Origin of the sequence: Bradyrhizobium sp. STM 3566 (assembly GCF_045571445.1) — a bacterium.
In the GTDB taxonomy this organism is placed as follows: domain Bacteria; phylum Pseudomonadota; class Alphaproteobacteria; order Rhizobiales; family Xanthobacteraceae; genus Bradyrhizobium; species Bradyrhizobium vignae.
Map to the genome: position 1 here is coordinate 3,817,800 of NZ_CP120692.1, position 19,649 is coordinate 3,837,448.

General features: G+C 65.2%; 13 protein-coding genes, 2 tRNA genes and 1 pseudogene. 2 read left to right on the forward strand and 14 right to left on the reverse strand.

Features of this window, described 5'->3' with window-relative positions:
• The first annotated feature begins 66 nt into the window (after positions 1-66).
• Entirely contained in the window at positions 67-669 is a 603-nt protein-coding gene (locus P6U27_RS18315) for a DNA-3-methyladenine glycosylase (protein WP_407194353.1), read from the forward strand.
• A gap of 1 nt (position 670) precedes the next feature.
• Here P6U27_RS18315 and P6U27_RS18320 read toward each other — a convergent pair whose 3' ends face one another.
• From P6U27_RS18320 to P6U27_RS18350, 7 genes and pseudogenes are all read right to left on the reverse strand, one after another.
• Complete coding sequence (locus P6U27_RS18320; protein ID WP_407194354.1) at positions 671-3,547, reverse strand: valine--tRNA ligase; 2,877 nt, start codon at positions 3,545-3,547, stop codon at positions 671-673.
• Between the two features lie 144 nt (positions 3,548-3,691).
• Positions 3,692-4,441, reverse strand: a complete 750-nt coding sequence (locus P6U27_RS18325) for a PopZ family protein (protein ID WP_407194355.1) — start codon at positions 4,439-4,441, stop codon at positions 3,692-3,694.
• 306 nt (positions 4,442-4,747) lie between these two features.
• Positions 4,748-6,133 (reverse strand): TolC family outer membrane protein, encoded by a 1,386-nt coding sequence (locus P6U27_RS18330; RefSeq protein WP_122403291.1) that lies wholly within the window; start codon positions 6,131-6,133, stop codon positions 4,748-4,750.
• A gap of 203 nt (positions 6,134-6,336) precedes the next feature.
• A complete protein-coding gene (locus tag P6U27_RS18335; RefSeq protein WP_407194356.1) occupies positions 6,337-6,999 on the reverse strand; it encodes a protein-L-isoaspartate O-methyltransferase family protein in 663 nt (220 codons plus the stop codon).
• A gap of 137 nt (positions 7,000-7,136) precedes the next feature.
• On the reverse strand, positions 7,137-7,316 hold the full coding sequence (locus P6U27_RS18340; RefSeq protein WP_129143503.1) for a hypothetical protein: 180 nt from the start codon (positions 7,314-7,316) through the stop codon (positions 7,137-7,139).
• Positions 7,317-7,526: 210 nt separating this feature from the next.
• A tRNA-Asn gene (locus tag P6U27_RS18345) sits at positions 7,527-7,601 on the reverse strand.
• Between the two features lie 497 nt (positions 7,602-8,098).
• A pseudogene (locus P6U27_RS18350) lies at positions 8,099-8,358 on the reverse strand (hypothetical protein).
• 258 nt (positions 8,359-8,616) lie between these two features.
• Between P6U27_RS18350 and P6U27_RS18355 the strand changes: the two are divergent.
• Positions 8,617-8,823 carry a hypothetical protein gene (locus P6U27_RS18355; protein WP_129144858.1) on the forward strand — a complete coding sequence of 69 codons (207 nt, stop codon included), beginning with the start codon at positions 8,617-8,619 and terminating at the stop codon, positions 8,821-8,823.
• Positions 8,824-8,867: 44 nt separating this feature from the next.
• Here P6U27_RS18355 and P6U27_RS18360 read toward each other — a convergent pair whose 3' ends face one another.
• From P6U27_RS18360 to P6U27_RS18390, 7 genes are all read right to left on the reverse strand, one after another.
• On the reverse strand, positions 8,868-9,014 hold the full coding sequence (locus tag P6U27_RS18360; protein WP_164937083.1) for a hypothetical protein: 147 nt from the start codon (positions 9,012-9,014) through the stop codon (positions 8,868-8,870).
• A gap of 180 nt (positions 9,015-9,194) precedes the next feature.
• Positions 9,195-9,268: transfer RNA gene (locus P6U27_RS18365), tRNA-Cys, on the reverse strand.
• A gap of 87 nt (positions 9,269-9,355) precedes the next feature.
• The gene (locus tag P6U27_RS18370) at positions 9,356-10,096 is read right to left on the reverse strand and encodes a tRNA-uridine aminocarboxypropyltransferase (RefSeq protein WP_407194357.1); all 741 of its coding nucleotides are present in this window, start codon (positions 10,094-10,096) and stop codon (positions 9,356-9,358) included.
• A gap of 37 nt (positions 10,097-10,133) precedes the next feature.
• The gene (locus P6U27_RS18375) at positions 10,134-13,235 is read right to left on the reverse strand and encodes an efflux RND transporter permease subunit (protein ID WP_122403295.1); all 3,102 of its coding nucleotides are present in this window, start codon (positions 13,233-13,235) and stop codon (positions 10,134-10,136) included.
• Positions 13,235-16,384, reverse strand: a complete 3,150-nt coding sequence (locus P6U27_RS18380) for an efflux RND transporter permease subunit (protein ID WP_407194358.1) — start codon at positions 16,382-16,384, stop codon at positions 13,235-13,237. Before P6U27_RS18380 ends, P6U27_RS18375 begins: the two co-directional genes overlap by 1 nt.
• A gap of 37 nt (positions 16,385-16,421) precedes the next feature.
• Positions 16,422-17,813 carry an efflux RND transporter periplasmic adaptor subunit gene (locus P6U27_RS18385; RefSeq protein ID WP_407194359.1) on the reverse strand — a complete coding sequence of 464 codons (1,392 nt, stop codon included), beginning with the start codon at positions 17,811-17,813 and terminating at the stop codon, positions 16,422-16,424.
• Positions 17,803-19,287 carry an efflux transporter outer membrane subunit gene (locus tag P6U27_RS18390; RefSeq protein ID WP_407194360.1) on the reverse strand — a complete coding sequence of 495 codons (1,485 nt, stop codon included), beginning with the start codon at positions 19,285-19,287 and terminating at the stop codon, positions 17,803-17,805. Before P6U27_RS18390 ends, P6U27_RS18385 begins: the two co-directional genes overlap by 11 nt.
• Positions 19,288-19,649 lie beyond the last annotated feature (362 nt).

Below are 19,649 nucleotides of genomic sequence, written 5' to 3' on the forward strand. Positions count from 1 at the left end.
CCACTTCAGAGAACATGGCAGATATGGGCAATATCCTGCTCTGTTCTCAGGCGATTCTCTCCTCGAATGGCTCCAGTCTCGAAACCTTCCACACCCAGGCTTGGCAAGGCCCTCAAGCGTGCCTTTTTCGCGCGCAACGTGCGCGAGGTCGCCCACGACCTGATTGGCGCAACCATGCTGGTCGACGGCATTGGCGGGATCATCGTCGAAGTCGAGGCCTATCATCATACCGAGCCGGCGGCGCACTCCTACAATGGCCAGACGCCGCGGAACCGGGTGATGTTCGGCCCGCCCGGCTATGCCTATGTCTATCGCTCCTACGGCATCCACTGGTGCGTAAACTTCGTCTGCGAGGAGGAAGGCTCGGCCAGCGCCGTGCTGATCCGCGCGCTGGAGCCGACGCATGGCATTGCGACGATGCGCCGCCGCCGCCACCTTCAGGACGTGCACGCACTGTGCTCGGGCCCGGGCAAGCTGACCGAAGCGCTCGGCATCACCATCGCGCACAACGCCCTGCCGCTGGACCGCCCACCGATCACGCTGCATGCGCGGACGGAAGATGTGGAGGTCGCAGCCGGCATCCGCATCGGCATCACCAAGGCTGTCGAGCTGCCCTGGCGCTATGGCGTCAAGGGCTCGAAGTTTTTGAGCAAGCCGTTTCCGAGGTAGGCTACGACGCCTGCTTCAGCCGCTCCAGTGCCTCGAGCAGCTTGGCCTTGCGCGCCAGCGCGGCCTCGCGCTTTTCACGCTCCTCCTCGACGACCTCCTCGGCCGCGTTGGCGACGAACTTCTCGTTGGCCAGCTTGGATTCGGCACGCTTGATGTCAGCGTCCGCCTTCGCGATCTCCTTGTCGAGACGCGCGCGCTCGGCGGCCACATCGATGACGCCCTTCAGCGGCAACGCAGCCACCTCGCCGCGCACCAGCAGCTGCACCGCGCCGTCGGGCGCACGGTCGGCGAAGGAGATCTCCGACAGCCGCGCCATGCGCTTGATGACGTCGGTCCAGCGCGGCGCCCGCTCCCGGGTCTCGGCCGAGGCGCCGGCAAGCACGAGCGCCGTCAGCGTCGCCGGCGGGATGTTCATCTCGGCGCGCACCGAGCGGATCTGGGTGATGAGGTCGATCACCCAGCCGATCTCGGCTTCCGCCCTGGGGTCGGTGAAGTCGGCATGGTCGAAGATCGGCATGACCAGGGCCGGCGAGATCAGCGGATCGGTCGGCCCGGCGGCCGCGGCGAGCATCGCGAGCTGCTCCGGCGAAGGCTGAGAAGGCTTCAGCGGCCACGGCGCCAATGCGAGCAGGCCGTCGCGCTCGGCCGTCACCTCCCACAGCTCTTCGGTGATGAAGGGCATGAAGGGGTGCAACAGCTTGAGGATCTCGTCGCGCGCCCAGGCGACCATGGCGCCGGTCTCGTCCTTGGCGGGGCTGTCCGGGCCGAGCAGCACGGGCTTTGCGAGCTCGACATACCAGTCGCAATAGACGTTCCAGACGAAGCGGTAGATGCTGCCTGCGGCATCGTTGAAGCGATAGGCCTCGATCGCCTCGGTCACTTCGCGCGTGGTGTGCGCGGTTTCGTGCGCGATCCAGCGGTTCAGCGTCTCCTTCGCCTTCGCCGGCTCGAAGCCATCGGGCACGGCACAGTGGTTCATCTCGGCGAAACGGCACGCATTCCAGAGCTTGGTCGCAAAGTTGCGATAGCCCTCGACGCGGCTGGTGGCGAGCTTGATGTCGCGCCCCTGCGCCGCCATCGCGGCCAGCGTGAAGCGAAGCGCGTCCGCGCCGTATTCGTCGATCAGATGCAGGGGATCGATGACGTTGCCCTTCGACTTTGACATCTTGGCGCCCTTCTCGTCGCGGACGAGGGCGTGGATGTAGACAGTCGAGAACGGCACCTCCTTCATGAAGTGCAGGCCCATCATCATCATGCGGGCGACCCAGAAGAAGATGATGTCGAAGCCGGTCACCAGCGCATTGGTCGGATAGTAGCGCTGCACTTCGGGCGTGTCGTCGGGCCAGCCGAGAGTCGAGAACGGCCACAGTGCCGAGGAGAACCAGGTATCGAGAACGTCCTCGTCACGCGTGATGAAGCCTTCGCGCTTGTTGCGGTCGAGCGCCATCTCGCGCCCCTGCTCGGCCGTGATGACCTCCTGCTCGACGTAGTAGCCGAGCGCGTTGCTGACGGCCTCTTCCTCGGTCTCGGCGACGAATACCTTACCGTCAGGACCATACCAGGCCGGGATCTGGTGACCCCACCAGAGCTGACGCGAGATGCACCAGGGCTGGATGTTCTCCATCCAGTCGAAATAGGTCTTTTCCCAGTTTTTCGGCACGAACGTCGTTTCGCCCGAACGCACCGCCGCGATCGCAGGCTTGGCGAGGGTCTTGGCGTCGACATACCACTGGTCGGTCAGATACGGCTCGATCACGCTGTTGGAGCGATCGCCATGCGGCACCATGTGGGTGTGAGGCTCGATCCGGTCGACGAAGCCGAACGATTCCAGCCGCTCGACGAGACGCTTGCGCGCGGCGAAGCGATCGACCTTGTGGAACTCCTCGGCGAACTGCGCGGCGCCTTCGGGCAGGTCGCGCAGGTAATCCTCGTTGTCGAGGAGATCGAGACAGCCTTCCCTGTCGAGCACGCTGATCCGGCGCAGGCCGTGGCGATTGCCGACCTCGAAATCGTTGAAGTCGTGCGCCGGCGTCACCTTCACAGCGCCCGAGCCCTTCTCCGGATCGGAATATTCGTCGGCGACGATTTTGATCTTGCGGCCGACCAGCGGCAGGATGACGTTCTTGCCGATCAGCTGCCGATAGCGCTCGTCCTCGGGATGCACGGCAACGCCGGTATCGCCGAGCATGGTCTCCGGGCGCGTGGTGGCGACAACGACGAAGCTCGCGGGATCCTCGGGGCTGAAGGTCTTGCCCTCGATCGGATAGCGCAGATACCAGAGGCTGCCCTTGACCTCCACCTGCTGCACTTCGAGATCGGAGATGGCAGTGAGCAGCTTGGTATCCCAGTTCACCAGCCGCTTGTCCTTGTAGATCAGACCCTCGCGGTGCAGCTCGACGAACACCTTGACGACGGCCTTCGACAGGCCTTCGTCCATGGTGAAGCGCTCGCGCGACCAGTCGCAGGAGGCGCCGAGGCGCTTGAGCTGGTTGATGATGGTGTCGCCGCTCTCGGCCTTCCACTGCCAGACCCGCTCCAGAAACTTCTCGCGGCCCATCTCGCGGCGGCCTGGCTGCTGGCGCTCCATCAGCTGCCGCTCGACCACCATCTGGGTGGCGATGCCGGCATGATCGGTGCCGGGCTGCCACAGCACGTCGCGGCCGCGCATGCGCTCGAAACGGCACAGAACATCCTGCAGCGTGTTGTTGAGGGCGTGGCCCATGTGCAGCGAGCCCGTCACGTTCGGCGGCGGGATCACGATGGTGAACGGCACCGCGTCGCGACGGTCGGGGCGGCCGGCCTTGAAGGCAAGGCTGTCCTCCCACACGACGGACATGCGGGTTTCGATATCGGCGGGCTGGTAATTTTTCTCGATCATGGGGGTGCTAGAAAGCCGCGCGAGGGGGCCAAGTCAACGGACAAGTCAACGAAAAAGGTCAGCGCGCACGGGCTGTCCGGCCCGGTCGACGCGGCCAATATGACGTACAAGCGGGGCTATATCAGGGCCGCGCGACCCGCGGCCCTATCTGCCGCCGCGCGAGACCCGCTCGATTTCGGCCTTCACGATGCGTTCAACCAAGCCCGGCAGGTTGTCGTCGAGCCAGGACTTCAGCATCGGCCGCAGCATTTCCTTGACCAGATCCTCCAGCGTCCGCGCATTGCTGCTGAGCACCGTATGGGCCAGGGAATTGAAGGCGGATTCGACCGCGGAGACGGTCGATTGCGCGAGGATTGGCTGCTGCGGCGGCAGCGGCGGGGCGTCAAAATCCACCGGCGCGTAGGACGGTGGCGGCGTCGGACGGGGGGACGGCGATTCGGCGAACTCGAGATCGTCCCGCGGCTCGACCTTGCGGAAGCTCGGCGGCGGCGGAGCCGGTGTCGGATTCACCGCCATGTCGTCCGTCAGTTCGAGCACGTCGGGCTCAGGCTCTGGTTCGGGAGCGCGGACCTCGGGCGCAGGCGTGGCCGCGTCGAGCCCCGCCAGCAGCGCGTCGATGTCGTCCTGGCTGTTGGATGCATCCGCCGCAGGTGCTGGCGGCGGCGCCGGAGCCGGCCTCGCTTCTGGCGGCGCGGGCTTCTCGGCGGCGGGTTTTGCGGGCGCGACCTTGGCTGTCGGGATGTCGTTCACGGCCTGCGGCTTCGGCGCCGCAGCCTTCTCGGGCTTGGCGGCCTCAGCCGGCGGCGGCTTTGCCTCATCGTCGGCAATGATGCGCCGGATCGAGGCCAGAATCTCCTCCATGGAGGGTTCTGTGACCTTTGCAGGCTGCGTCATCTCCGACTCCACATCATCAACGCCCTCGCATGCGTTGTTTTACACCAAGCAGGACAGGATTGGCCGGTTCCGGACGAGAGGTCCGTGATTTTTCGGCGCGGCAGCCCGACTTGTCCCCAGATCACGGCTCAACCTGCGCAGCGGTGCGCCCCTGCTCCCGGCACTCAAGCGTTACACACACGTCGTCAACGCGGGACGAATCGGCCCGCATCATCTTGGCAAGGCTATGTCAGGGATTTTGACGATTGCAAGCAAAGCGCCGGTCGACCTCGGCTGTCCGCGAGGTCGACCGGATCATTGCGGGAATCAGCGCCCGTCGGGCGTGCGCACGCCAGCCCAGCTGTCGCGGACCTGATGATAGTGAACGCTGGGGTCGTAGGTTGTTGTCGCCAGGCCAAGGACCTGCGGCGATAGACGGCCTACGGCACTGAGCACGGAATAGGACGCAACCACGCGATCGTGCTGTGCGGTGACGAGTGCGACACGCGCGTTGACCAGCGCCTGCTGCGCATTGAGCACGTCGAGCGTGGTGCGCTGGCCAGCCTTGGCCTCTTCACGGACGCCGTTCAGCGCGATCTCTGAGGCGGTGACCTGTGCCTGCGCGGACTGCACCTGCGCCTTGGCAGCCTGCAACTGGCCCCACGCCTGCACGACGTTGGCACGAGCCTGATCGCGGGTCGTCTCCAGATTGAGGCGCTGCTGCGCCAGGTTCTCCTTGGATTGGCGGATCAGCGAATATTCGCCGCCGCCCTGATAGATCGGCACGGAGAGCTGCGCGATCGCCGATGCGGTGTACGAGCGCAACTGAATCAAGGACTGTTCGTCGGCCCGCGTGGCCGATGCCTGAAGCGAAACCGTCGGCAGCAACGCACCTTCGGCGACTTTCACCTGCAGATAATTGACGTCGATACCGTACATGCTCGCCGTGACGTTAGGGTTCTCGATGAGGGCGAGCTCGATTGAAGCTGCAAGCGTCGGAGGCAGGAACCGATCGACGGGCGAGCCCGGCGCGAGGTTCGTCGGCTCGTTACCGATGATCCGCCGGAAGTTCGCCCGCGTCGTGGTCAAATTCGCTTCGGCAGTGAGTGCCTGCGTCTTGCCGGCAGCCAGCTGCGCCTCCGATTGCGCAACGTCAGTGCGGGTCACTTCGCCGACGTTGAAGCGGTCACGGGTCTGCTTCAGCGTCTGCTCGAGCACGCGTACGTTGCTGCGCTGGACTTCCAGCGTGGCGGCGTCGCGCAGATAATCCATATAAGTGGTCGCGGCCTGGAGCAGCACGGTCTGATCGAGGCTGCGCAACGCTTCGCGGGCACCGGACACCTGACTCTCCGCCGCACGGGTCCGGTTGGCGGTCTGGTTGCCATTGTAGAGCGTCTGCGTCGCGGTGACTCCAACACTGCGAGGGAATCTGGATCCGAAGACTGAGTTAGTCCCGACGCCACTCTGCAAGTCCTGATATTGATAACCGCCGGTCGCCGTCAGCGAGACCTTCGGGCGGTATCCGGACAGCGCCTGCGGCACGTTTTCGTCGGTCGAGCGCACCTGGGCACGCTGTGCGTTGAGCTGCGGATTGTTCTGATAGGCGCGCACCAGCGCGGCCTCGATCGTATCCGCCAAGGCAGGCGTCGGCCCGGCCAGCGCCAGCAGCAGGACCGAAACCGCAGCTCCGGTGAAGAGCTTCACCCCATGCATCCAAAATTTCCGTTCATTCTAACGCCCAACTCGTGCCCGCGAGCTGGGTTACGTCTACGAGTGGAGTCGTTGCCCCGCCGCAACATAGGACGCGGTCAAGCGCGACGGAACCACCTATGGGTGGTTCTCAGTGGAAACTCTTCACGTGCAGCATCCCGGCCACACTTCTGATGCAGAACGGGATTTGGGCGGCTTTTGGGCCATCAGAAGACGAAGGCGGCCGCCCGTTCCAGCCCGGGAAGGACCGGGGCTGCGGCATCGAACAGGGCCCGATGGCCGAATTCACCGTGGGTACGGGTCACGATCGTGGCGCGCGGCGGCCTCGATTCGGCCGACACCCCCACCAGACGCCCGCCCTCCTTCAGCTGCCCGAGCAGAGCTTCCGGCATCACCTCGGCCGCGCCGTTGAGGACGATCACATCATAGGGGCCAGCAGCCGGTTCCCCGTCGGTGCAGGCCGCCGCCTTGCAGGTGACATTGGTAAGTCCCAGGGCGGCGAAGGCGTCCTTAGCCTTCGCGGCCAAGGCCGAATCGCATTCGGTCGCGACGACCTGCCGCGCGAGCTTGGCCGTCAGCGCGGCGAGATAGCCCGTCGCACAGCCGACAACCAGCACGTTGTCGCCCTCGCCGATTTCAGCGGCCTGAAGCAGCTTGCCAGTCAGCGCTGGCTTGATCAGGAACCGTTTGGTGGCGCCTTCGCTCACGTCGAGGTCGAGATCGAGGTAAGCAAGTGCCTGTCGGCCGGCCGGCACGAAAGCCTCGCGCGGAACCGTGAGCATGGCGTCGAGAATACGGCGGTCGGTGACGTCATTGGTGCGCACCTGGCCATCGACCATTTTTTGGCGCGCGGTCGAAAAACCGGACATTTGCGGACCCTGCAATGCGGACAATGCCGCGGAGGAAATTCGCGGCATCTTTGAAGCATGCTTGGTCAAAAGGCAACACGGCCGTCGGCCTCAAGCGACCACGGCTTCCGCAACTCTCGGTGCGGGCCGGACCAGCCTTATTCGATCGCCACCGCGAGGCGGCCGATCAGAGCGGCGACCTCGTCCAGCCGTGCCGAATCCGGCGTCTCGACCGCGCGCGCCAGACAGGCGAGGCATTCATCGTCGCTGAGCTCAGGAATGCGGGCCGGCAGAATCGAGGGGGCCACACGAGAATGGTCGACCTGGATCTCTGACATGGGAATCAGTTCCTTGTTGTCCGGCGCAACCATGCTCGATTTGAATTAAGTCGATTTGGCGCCGTCCGCATGGCGCGACCGCGCCCGCCCACACATCCGTTTGAGAGCGATTCCGTGCTGGATTTTGGATGCTGTCTTCAAATATCAGGACAAGAAGATTGCATGCCGCATGAGAATGCGAGCGCAAATCATTGAATTATCGGCAAGATTTGGCTCCCCGGGCTGGATTCGAACCAGCGACCATCCGATTAACAGTCGGATGCTCTACCGCTGAGCTACCGAGGAAAAGGCGAACCGTTCGTTCGCGCGCGGCTGCGTATAACAAAGCCGCTTGCGCTTGCAAAGGACGAATTCGTCCTCATCCTCAACGCGCCCCAGGAAGAGCCTGGACTGAGGGCCTGGAATGGCCCCTCCTCCGGTTAGGCGGTCCCAAACATCATTCCGCGAGAAACGAGGTGGTCTTGGTGCCGGAGTCGTAGCGCCGCCCGACTCTCTCCGCATCGTCATTGCTGTCGATGTTCAATAATTCGCTGATTGGATCGCGGTGGTCTTGGAAGCGGCGAAAGCCTTGAGCGCGCCCGGCATTTGGGCAAACGACTGCACAAAATGTGTTCGTGGACCACGAGCCGTGGGACGCCGAAAAGAAGCATCCACGACAGCCATCCACAGCAGATCAAGCACCCCTCCACAGTCTTGTCCGCAGCATATCCACAGGCTGACCATGGCGGATTCGCGAGCCCGTGCGATGCGCTTGCTGCGCACAAACCCACAGCGGGGGCAGCTCAGCCACCAGCCTGGTCGCACTCGGAACGGCAGGCCTCGCTGAGGCTCGACCGGTTGGGTCGCAGGCACGCGGTAATGGCGCAGACGTTGGGGATATCGCCGGCGCAGAGCCGGTAGACGTCGGGGTGCAGCCCCGCCGCTGCTCCGCTGTCCCCTGGGCATGAACGGTGGAGGCAAACAGCGTCAGGAACAGCCCGACGGTCGAGGCGCCACGCGCCCGGCTTTTCACGCCCGCAAACCGCAAGAACCTCGCCTGCATGACCAGTCTCCCGCTCTACCCACCCCGGCCTGCATTGGCCGGCATGGAGCGAAGAGGTAGGAGGAATAATCCGCGGGGAATGTGATCTCTTTCACACCGGCTGCGCCGTGGCGGGACGTAGGGTTTACCGGGGATTTTTTCAGGAATCGCTAACCAATCGGGTCCCGATCGCCGCATCGTTAAAATGCGAACGATCCGGTCAATCCGGAAACAAACCGGCTTTGCGACATTGCGCCATCCGCGTTCTGCGAGGGTGTGATGAGCGAAGCCGAATTCAACTTGCTGCTGGATGCTGTTCGGGACGCCATGGTCTTTGAGGACTTCGCGCCCGCGCCGGAGGAGGAATTCGTGCCCCGTTCGTGGTCGTATGGCGCAACACCCAAGGAAACTCTGAAGGCCGCCAACGACAACGAGGGCGCCTGGCCCCTCCTGCCCTTCCCCGACGGCTGGTACGCGGCCTGCTGAGGCCCGCCTCGCCGTGAACGGATGCGCCGGCGGCGCAACCACGATCAATTCTTGACGCGTTCCTCGCCGTCCTGCGGCGCCCGCTCGGGGACAGCCGGCGGAAAGATGCTGTCATAGATCGCGCGCGCCTCACGAATGAGACGGGCCCGCTCCAGCTCGGATTTTGGAACAAATCGGACGATTTCGCCCACGTGCTCTCCAGCGCTCGGTTAATGGGGCATGCGTCACTTCGCAGATGCGAAGTCCATGCCATCGGCCTGAATCACCAGTTTCCGCCAAGCCCCGGGCAAACCCGGTAGGCGCGGCCCTGCAAGCTTCCGCCGCCCACTGTGGCAAACTTGCATTTTTCCTGGAAGATCAGAGACTTGTAATGGAGGCCACGACCAGAATTGAACTGGTGTACACGGTTTTGCAGACCGTTGCGTAACCACTCCGCCACGTGGCCCCGTAAGCGCGGACCAATATAGGGGATCAATGGCTTAGGCAACCGCCTTCGTCCGACTTTGGCGGCGATGGCCGATGTGGATCAAAGTCAGACGCGCTTGCCGCGCCGGAAGTCGCGCCGGCGGCCCTTGGGCGCCGGCTTGGGTGCGAGTTCCGGCATCTCGGTCTGGACCTCGCGATAGCGCGCCAGCATCCGTTCGAAACTGCCATGCAGTGTCTGTGCGATGTCGGGACGTCGCTCGAGGCCGGCGAGCATCGTCGCGGCCGCCTCGATGGTCGAGAGCCCGTCGCGGCGCGGCTCCTTGCGCAGGCGTCCGTAGCGTGAGGGATGCGCCGGATTGAGGATCACGCGCTGGCATTTCAGCATCCAGGGATTGCGCCACCACAGCGCTTTGGCCTGGCTCCAGGTGCCATCGAGCAGCACGACGCCTTCGAGCTTGCCGAGGATCGCGCGCTGGTTCTCCGCGACCTCGCCCTTGCGGGTCAGCGCCACGATCTCGCCCTCGGCCTCGAGATCGGCCGCGCGGGCCGAGCCGAGATAGAGCACGGCCCAGCGAGCGGCATTCTCGACCGGCCGCCCCAGCGCCTTGGACAGGCTTGGCCAGGACAGGCCGACCCGGACCGTGGCATCGGCGAAATGCCTGGCCAGCAGCCGCGCGGTGCCGAGCGCCCTGTCCTGCTCCTGCGGGTGCTGCAGGATCAGCAGCGAGAGCCGATTTTCAATGGGCGTGACGCTGTCGCAGATGCACAGCGGCATCGGCTTCTGGCAGTGCGGGCATTCGGGAATCGCCTCGGGCGCGGCGGCCGTCGTCTCGGATCGGTTCGACATGGTCGCCGCTATACGCTTCGCGCGTCGCTGCAACAACCTATTCCGCCGGCGCAGCCAGCGGACGCGGCTCGGATCGGCGCCGCAGACGGTCGATCAGGAGATAGATCACGGGCGTGGTGTAGAGGGTCAGGATCTGCGAGACGAACAGGCCGCCGATGATGGTGATGCCGAGCGGGCGGCGCAGCTCCGTGCCGGGGCCGGTCGCGACCACAAGCGGAATGCCGGCGAACAGCGCCGCCATGGTCGTCATCAGGATCGGTCGGAAGCGCGCCTGGCAGGCCTCGAAGATCGCCTCCGCCGAGGACAGCCCGCGCCGGCGCTCGGCGTCGAGCGCGAAGTCGACCATCATGATGCCGTTCTTCTTGACGATGCCGATCAAGAGGATGATGCCGACGAAGGCAATCACCGTCAGAGGCGTGTTGGTCAGCTGCAGGGCGAGCAGCGCACCTAACCCGGCCGAGGGCAGCGTCGAGATGATCGTGAGCGGATGGGCAAGGCTCTCGTAGAGCACCCCTAACACGATGTACATCGCGATCAGCGCGCCGAGGATCAGAAGCGGCTGGCGGCCGCTGGTCCTGGCGAAATCGCCGGCATTGCCGTCGAAGCTGCCGCGGATGCCCTCGGGCATGTGCAACTCCTCGACCGCACGCTGGATGTTCTGGGTCGCGGCCTGGAGCGGCACGTCCGGCAGCGTGTTGAAGGATACGGTCGTCGAGGGGAATCCTTGCGAGTGAAACACGGCGAGCGAGGCGAGCCCGCGTTGGGCGCGGACCACGGCTGACAACGGCACCTGCACACCGTTGGCGCCCGCCACATAGATGCGCTCGAGATTGGTCGGGTCGACCTGGAATTTCGGATCGGTCTCCAGCACGATCATGTACTGGTTTCGCTGGGTGTAGATGATCGAGATCTGCCGCTGCGCGAACGCGTTGTTCAGCGCATTGTCGATGTCCTGCACGCGCACGCCGAGCCGCGAGGCCTTCTGGCGGTCGATGGCCAGCGTGAGCTGCAATCCGCCGGGATCGCGATCGGCGGACACGTCGGTGATTCCTTCGACCGTCTCCATTCGCTTGGCGACGATCGGCGCCCATTGCTGCAGCAGATCCAGGTCGGTGCTCGACAGCGTATATTGGTAGTTCGAGTCGCTCTGCCGTCCGCCGGCGCGGACGTCCTGCGCCGCGAACATGAAGAGACGGATGCCAGCAACGCGATAAAGATCGCGCCGCAAGCGATCGATCACGATCTCGGTCGAGACGTGGTTCCGCTCGGCCGGCGGCTTCAGGCTGATGAACATCGTGCCGCGGTTGGAGGTCGCCGGGCCCGGCCCGCCACCGCCCAGCACCGAGCCGATGCCGGCGACGGCCGGATCGGCCATCACGATGTCGGCGAGCTGCTGCTGGAGGCCCAGCATCGACTGGAACGAAATGTCGGCGGAGGCCCGCGTCGCGCCGATGATGAATCCGGAATCGTCAGTCGGGAAATAGCCCTTGGGCACCTTGACGTAGAGCGTCACGGTCAGCCCGATGGTGGCGAAGAACACGAGCAGCGTCAGCAGCGGGAATTCCAGCACAGTGCGCAAGCTGCGCGCGTAGAAATTGACGATCCGCGACAGCGATCCCTCGATCAGACGGTCGAACAGCGTGGCCGTACCCGACGTCGTCTGCCGGATATAATGGGCGCAGATCATCGGCGTGGCCGTGAGCGAGACCAGCGTCGAGACCACGATCGCAAAGGTCAGCGTCAGCGAGAATTCGCGCAACAGGCGGCCGACGATGCCGTCCATGAAGATCAGCGGCGTGAACGCCGCGATCAGCGACAGGCTGATCGAGAGCACGGTGAAGCCGATCTGCTTCGCTCCCTCCTGCGCTGCTCGGAAAGGCCGCATGCCGTGCTCGAGATTGCGGAACATGTTCTCGATCATGACGATGGCGTCGTCGACCACGAAGCCGACGGAGATTGCGAGCGCCATCAGCGACAGATTGTCGATCGAGAAACCGGCGAGCCACATCCCTGCGCAGGTGCCGGCGAGCGCCAGCGGCACCGAAATGCCGGCCGCGATCGTCGGCGTGATCCTGCGCAGGAACACGAACACCACCACCATCACCAGGATGGCCGTTGCCAGCAGCGTCCACTGCATGTCCTCGACGCTGGCCCGGATCGTGCCGGTGCGATCGACCAGGGTCGAAATCTCGACCCCTGCCGGAATCCATTGTTTCAGCTCGGGGATCAGCGCCTTGACGCGGTCGACAGTGTCGATGACGTTGGCATCGCCCTGCTTGGTGATCTGCATGATCACCGCCGGCTGCTTGTTGAACCAGGCGATCGAGCGGGCATTGCGGACGGAATCCTCGATCTCGGCGACGTCGGAGAGCCGCACGAAATTGCCGTTCGCGCTCTTGATCACGATGTCGCGGAATTCCTGGGCGGTCCGCATCTGGCGGTTCAGCGCCAGCGTCTCGCTCTGGCGCTCGCCGTTGAAGATACCGACCGGGCCGAGCGGGTTGGCATTGATGATCGCGGTCCGTACGTCGTCGGTGGCGATGCCGGCATTCGACAGCGCGACCGGATTGAGCTGGATGCGCACCGCCGGTTGATCGGCACCGCTGATCGTGACGTTGCCCACGCCCGGCACCTGCGAGATGCGTTGCGCCAGCACGGTGTCGGCGACATCATAGATCGCACTGGTGGTGAGGGTTTTCGACGTCAGCGCCAACACGTAGACGGGGGCGCCCGCGGTGTTGGCCTTGCGGAAGCGCGGCAGCGCCGGCAGATCGCTCGGCAGGTCCACCAGCGAGGCGTTGATGGCGGCCTGCACGTCGCGTGCGGCGCGATCGATGTCGCGGCCGATGTTGAATTGCAGCTGAATATTGCTGATGCCGAGCGAGCTGGTCGAGGTGATCTGATTGATGCCGGCAATCTCACCCAGGCGCCGCTCCAGCGGCGCGGCGACCGTTGCCGCCATCACGGAAGGATCGGCGCCAGGGCGGCTCGCGGAGACGAAGATGGCGGGAAAATCGACGTTCGGTACTGAGGACACCGGCAGGAACTCGTAGGCGACGACACCCAGCAGGAACAACCCGATCGAGAGCAGCGTGGTCGCGACCGGGCGGCGGATGAAGGGCTCCGAGATCGATGCCATCACTGCATCCCCTCGGTCGCGCCGGCGACCGGCGGACCGCCGGATTCGGTCGGCGGCAGCGCCTGCTCGAGGCGGCGGTTGATGCGGTCGAGCGCGAGATAGATCACGGGCGTGGTGTAGAGCGTCAGCAGCTGGCTCAGCAGCAGGCCGCCGATGATGGAGATGCCGAGCGGAAAGCGCAGCTCGGCGCCGGTGCCGCTCTCGATCGCCAGCGGCAGCGCGCCGAACAGCGCCGCCAGCGTCGTCATCATGATGGGACGGAAGCGCAACAGACACGCCTGCACGATCGCTCCGTTGGGCGACATCCCCTGCCCGCGCTCGGCCTCCAGCGCGAAGTCGATCATCATGATCGCGTTCTTCTTGACGATGCCCATCAAGAGGATGATGCCGATCAGTCCGATCACCGACAGGTCCTGCCCACACAGCACCAGTGCCAGGATCGCGCCGACGCCGGCCGAGGGCAGCGTCGACAGGATCGTGATCGGGTGGATGTAGCTCTCGTAGAGCACCCCTAACACGATGTAGATCGTGATCACGGCGGCGAGCAGCAGCCATGGCTGGCCGGCCAGCGCCTTGGCGAACTCGGCGGCGTCACCGGCATAGACGCCGACGATGCTGCCCGGCATGCCGATCCGGCTCTCGATCGCTTTCACGGCTTCGACGGCATCGCCGAGGGCCGCGCCCGGTGCGAGGTTGAAGCTGAGCGACACGGAGGGGAACTGCGCCTGGTGCGAGATCGCGAGCGGCGCCGTGGTGCGCTTCAGCGTCGCCACAGCCGAGAGCGGCACCTGGGCGCTCGGCGTGCCGGCGACGCTGCTCGCGGCGCCCGGCAGATAGAGCTTGGAGAGGATCGAGGGATCGCGCTGATACATCGGCAGCGCCTCCAGCACCACGCGGTACTGGTTGGCCTGGCCGTAGATCGTCGAGATCTGCCGCTGCGCGAAGGCATCGTTCAGCGTGTCGGTGATGCCTTGCAGGCTGACGCCGAGCTGACCGGCGCGGGTGCGGTCGACCTCGAGCTGCGCCCGCAGGCCGCCCTCCTGCGCCTCGGAGGAGACGTCGCGGAACAGGGGATCGCGCCGCATCTCGGCGACGAGCTTGCGCGCCCATTCCGACACCAGCGCCGCATCGGTGCCGGTCAGCGTGTACTGGTATTGCGAGCGGCTCGACTGGGTCGAGATCTGCACGTCCTGCACCGGCTGGAAATAGACGGTCATGCCGGGGATGCCGGCGACGCGCTCCTTCAGCCGGCTCACGACCACGCCGACATCGTCGCGCCGCTCGCCGCGCGGCTTGAGCGTCATGACGAGGCGCCCGACATTGGTGGTCGGGTTGACCGAGCCGGCACCGATCACCGAGACCACGCCTGTTACGTCAGGATCGGCCTTGATGGCGTCGGCGGCCTCGGTCTGCCGCTTCTGCATCTCGGCGAAGGAGACGTCCGGCCCCGCCTCCGTCACCGCCGTGATCGAGGCGGTGTCCTGGAGCGGCAGGAAGCCCTTGGGGGCGACGACATAGAGAACGAGAGTTGCGACCAGCGTGGCGAAGGTCACGACCAGCGTAGCGCGCTGGCGCTCCAGCACCCAGAGCAGCGTGCGATGGTAAAAGTCGACGGTGCGGTCGATGAAGCGGCTGATCGCGGCGAGGCCCGGCACCGCCAGCTCCTCATGGGCGTGCTTCAGCAAGCGCGAGCACATCATCGGCGTCAGCGTCAGCGAGACCACGGCCGAGGTCACGACCGCGATCGTCAGTGTCAGCGCGAACTCGCGGAACATGCGCCCGACGAGGCCGGACATGAACAGCAGCGGGATGAACACCGCGATCAGCGACACCGTCAGCGAGATCACGGTGAAGCCGATCTCGCTGGCGCCTTTCAGCGAGGCTTCCATCGCGCTCTCGCCATTCTCCATGTGGCGAACGATGTTCTCGATCATGACGATGGCATCGTCGACGACGAAGCCGGTGCCGATCGTGAGCGCCATCAGCGACAGATTGTCGAGGCTGAACCCGGCAAAATACATGATGCCGAAGCTCGTGATCAGCGACAGCGGCAGCGCGACGCCGGCAATCAGCGTGGCACGCAGCGAGCGCAGGAACAGCAGCACCACCAGCGTCACCAGCACGACGGCAAGGACCAGCGTGAACTGCACGTCGCGCACCGAGGCGCGGATGGTGACGGTGCGGTCAGACACGATGGTGAGGTTCACACCGGCCGGAATCGCCCGCTGCAGCTTCGGGATCTCTGCGCGGATCTGGCTGACGACGTCGATGACGTTGGCCCCGGGCTGGCGCTGGATGTCGATGATGACGGCCGGCGTGCCTTGGTACCAGCCGCCGGTGCGGTCGTTCTCGAGGCCGTCGACGATCTGAGCGACATCGCCGATGGTGACGGGCGAGCCGTTGCGATAGGCGATAATGACAGGCTTGTAGGCGTCAGCGGCGGCGATCTGGTCGTTGGCCGCGATGAGATAGGATTGCTGCGCGCCGTCGAGCGAGCCCTTCGGCCCCGAGACATTGGCATTGGCGATCGCGGTGCGCAGATCCTCCATGGCGATGCCATAGGCTGCGAGGCGTGCCAAATCGGCTTGGATGCGCACGGCCGGTTTCAGTCCACCGAGCACCGAGACGCGACCGACCCCTGAAATCTGGCTCAAACGTTGCGCCAGAATGGTGTCCGCGATGTCGCTCATCGCGCGCAGCGAGATCGTGTCGGAGCGCAGCGCCAGCGTCATCACCGGCGCATCCGCCGGGTTCACCTTGGCGTAGGTCGGCGGGTAAGGCAGCGTCCTGGGCAGCACGCCGGCCGCCGCGTTGATCGCGGCCTGCACGTCCTGCGTCGCACCGTCGATATCGCGGTTGAGGTCGAACTGGAGCGAGATCTGGCTGACGCCGAACGAACTCGTCGAGTTCATCGCCGACAGCGAGGGGATCTGGCCGAGCTGCCGCTCCAGCGGTGCGGTGATCAGCGAGGCGATCACGTCCGGACTCGCGCCCGGCAGCTGCGTCGTCACCTGCACGGTCGGGAAATCGACCTGCGGCAGCGCCGAGACCGGAAGCGCGAAATAGCCGAGCAGCCCGCCGATCAAGAGCGCAATGCCGAGCAGCGAGGTCGCGATCGGCCGCCGGATGAAGGGTTCGGAGACACCCATGGGTTATGCCTGCCGCGTCAAGCGGCTGTTGTCGGGATCATGGCTGCTTGGCTCCACTTCCCGATGCCCCCGGCCCCGGCGCCGGCCCAGTCTGCCCCTTCTGGTCGCCTTCGCTGCTCTTGCGCTTGGCACGGAACTCACCGTCCTTGCCCTGCCCGTCCTTCTGAACTTCTTTGGCACCATCCTTTTTCTGCGCGTCCGGCGCGCGCGAGCGCTTGCGCGGGGCAAGATCGGCCGATGGGGTCTGGTCGTCGCGGCCCACGATCACCTTGGAGCCGTCGGACAAATTGGCAAAGCCCGTGGTGATGACCTTGTCGCTCGGCGAGAGGCCGCTGGCGATCACCGCGTCATGCTCGTTCTGCTGCGTCACCGTCACGGGCTTGGCCGAGACGATATTGTCCTCGCCGATGACGTAGCTGAAGGTCCCGACCGGGCCGCGCTGCACCGCAGAGGTCGGCACCACCAGCGCCTGCGTCAAGGTCTCGACCTTGAGACGGACATTGACGAACTGGCCCGGCCAGAGCTGGTAATTGGCGTTGGGAAATTCGGCCTTGAGCTTGAGCGTGCCGGTGGTCTGGTCGACCTGGTTGTCGATGCCGGTGAGCTTGCCGGTGTCGATCACCGTAATGCCGTCATTGCCGAACACGTCGACCGCCAGCGTGCCCTTTGCGGCGGCCGCGTTGACGCGCATGATCTGCTGCTGCGGCAGGCTGAACCACACCGCGATCGGCTGCAGTTGCGTGATCACCACAAGACCCGTGGTATCGGAGGCGTGGATGATGTTGCCCTGGTCGACCTGGCGCAGGCCGGCGCGGCCCGAGATCGGCGCCACGATCTTGGTGTAGCTGAGAGTTGCCGCGGCATTGTCGATCGCGGCCTGGTCGGCCTTGATCAGCGCCTCGGTCTGCGCCACCAGCGCGCGCTGGGTGTCGGCCTGCTGCTTGGAGCCGGCATTGGTCGCTGCGAGCTGCTCGTAGCGCGCGAGATCGATGCGCTGGTTGGCGAGCTGAGCCTGATCCTGCGCCTTCTTGGCCACCGCCTGGTCGTACTGCGCCTGGTAAATCGCCGGATCGATCTCGCCGAGCACGTCGCCCTTCCTGACGTCCTGGCCCTCCGTGAAGTTGACGGCGATCAGCTTGCCGTCGACCTGCGAGCGGACGGTCACGGTATTGAGCGCGCGAATCGCGCCGACGCCGTCGAGATAAACCGGCACGTCCTGGATGCGTGGGCTCGCCGCCAGCACGGGCACCGGCAGATCCGGCCGCTGGTTGCGGTTGTTGGCCTGCTCCTGATGCGCAACGGTCCAGCCGAGATAACCGAGCCCGCCGAGGATCGCGAGCGTGATCAGGGTCATGACGAAGCCGCGGCCGCGCGATCTTTTCGCCGTCCCCTCCTTCGCGTCTTGCTTCGTCTCCGGCTTAAAGAGCATTGACCGGTTTCTCCATCCTCGGCTCCCAACCGCCGCCGAGCGCCTGGTACAGGCTGACGATGGCGAGGAGCCGTGCGAGTTGGGCCTGCGACAGCGCGTCTTCCGCCTGGAACAGGGTCAGTTGGGTGTTGAGCACGGTCACGATGTCGGCAGTGCCGGCGCGCAATTGCTGTTCGGAGAGATCGAAAGCCCGGCGCGAGGCGGCGACGACGTCGCGCTGCAACTGCAGCTTGATCGTGGTTTGCTTGATCGAGAACAGCGCATTGTCGACATCGGCAAAGGCCTGGATGATGGTCTTGCGGTAGGTCTGGAGCAGCTCGTCCTGCCGGGCCTTCGCGAGTTCGAAATTACCGAGGATCCTGCCGCCGTCGAAGATCGGCTGTGTCGCGCTGCCGACGAGCTGGAAGAAGGCGGCATGCGGCTGGAACAGCGAGACCAGCGCCGAGCTCTGATAGCCGCCATTGCCGGTGAGCTGGATGGTCGGAAAGAACTGCGCGCGGGCGTTGCCGATGTTCGCGGTCGCCGAGGCGAGCTGGGCTTCCTGTCGGCGGATGTCCGGTCGCTGCGTCAGGAGCTCGGACGGCAGGCCGGGCGTCACGCGCGGGATCGCGATCCGATCCAGGGAGCCGCCGAGCACGCGCACGCTCTCCGGCGGGCGCGATACCAGAACAGCCAGCGCGTTGGCGTTCTGGTCGAGTGTCTGGCGCAACGGCGGCACCAAGGCCTTCTGGTTCGCGAGCACGCTCTCCTGCTGGGCAACGTCGAGATCGGTGCCGGTGCCGGCCCTGCGCCGTTCCTTGACCGCATCGAGGATGCGCTGCGCGCTCGCGATATTGCGCTGTGAGGTCCTGATGCGATCCTGCGAGGCCAGCACCTGGAAATAGGCGTTGGCGACGGCGGCGAGCGTAGTCAGTGCGACCGTGTCGCGGTCGAAGCGATTGGCGTTGGCCGTTTCCTCCGCCGTTTGCAGCGCGTCGCGATTCTGGCCCCAGAAGTCGAGCTGGTAGCTCGCGCTCAGCGAGGCCGAATAGTTGACGACCTCGCGTCCGCCGATGGACAGGCCCGAGGCGCTCGAGCCTGAGGTGCGCGAGTAGGTTTCCGATCCGGCCGTCGACACGCTCGGCAGCAGCGCCGCGCCTGCCTGCCGTGCCTGGGCGTCGGCTTGGACGATGCGCGCGACCGCGGCGGCGATGTCGAGGTTGACGGTCTGCGCCTCCTCCATCAGCTGGGTCAGCTCCGCAGAGCGGAAGCCACGCCACCAATCCAGCGATGGCGGCGCATCGCGTTTGCCGGCATATTTGTATTGCGTGGGTACGTCGAGCGCGGGATCGGGGAGATCCTGGGTCAGCACGCAAGCGCCCGAACCGGCGGCGAGGCACAACACCGCAATCCATCGCGCCGCGCGCAGCGTCCGGAATGCAGAACCGAGAGACCGCCGCGAGGCGATCGCTGGAACTTGCTGTGTCACATCCACCCCCCGTCGGGCAGATCGAGCCGCCGCCGTGCAGCCGGATTAGCCGATTCGCGGCGGGACAGTCGGGAGGCTTTGGATAACGCGTTCACAGCTATGATGCTTTCTGCGGAACCTAAGAATCATACTAGCCGGGCGCGGAACGGCGGGACAGTGCCGCAGTTGCGAGATGCCCGTGCCAACGAGGCGGGAGCGAACTGACAAAAATGTAAAAAATGCCTGTCTCGCAGGGACTTCTCTCACTACGCAACATCTGGAAACGTGAGCAAGCTTACTAAGATTTCATGTGATATTGCTGCCACACCGGCCGCTGAGCCCCTTCGATCCAACCGCGCCAGGCGGCTTCAGCTCAGTTGCGCCATCTG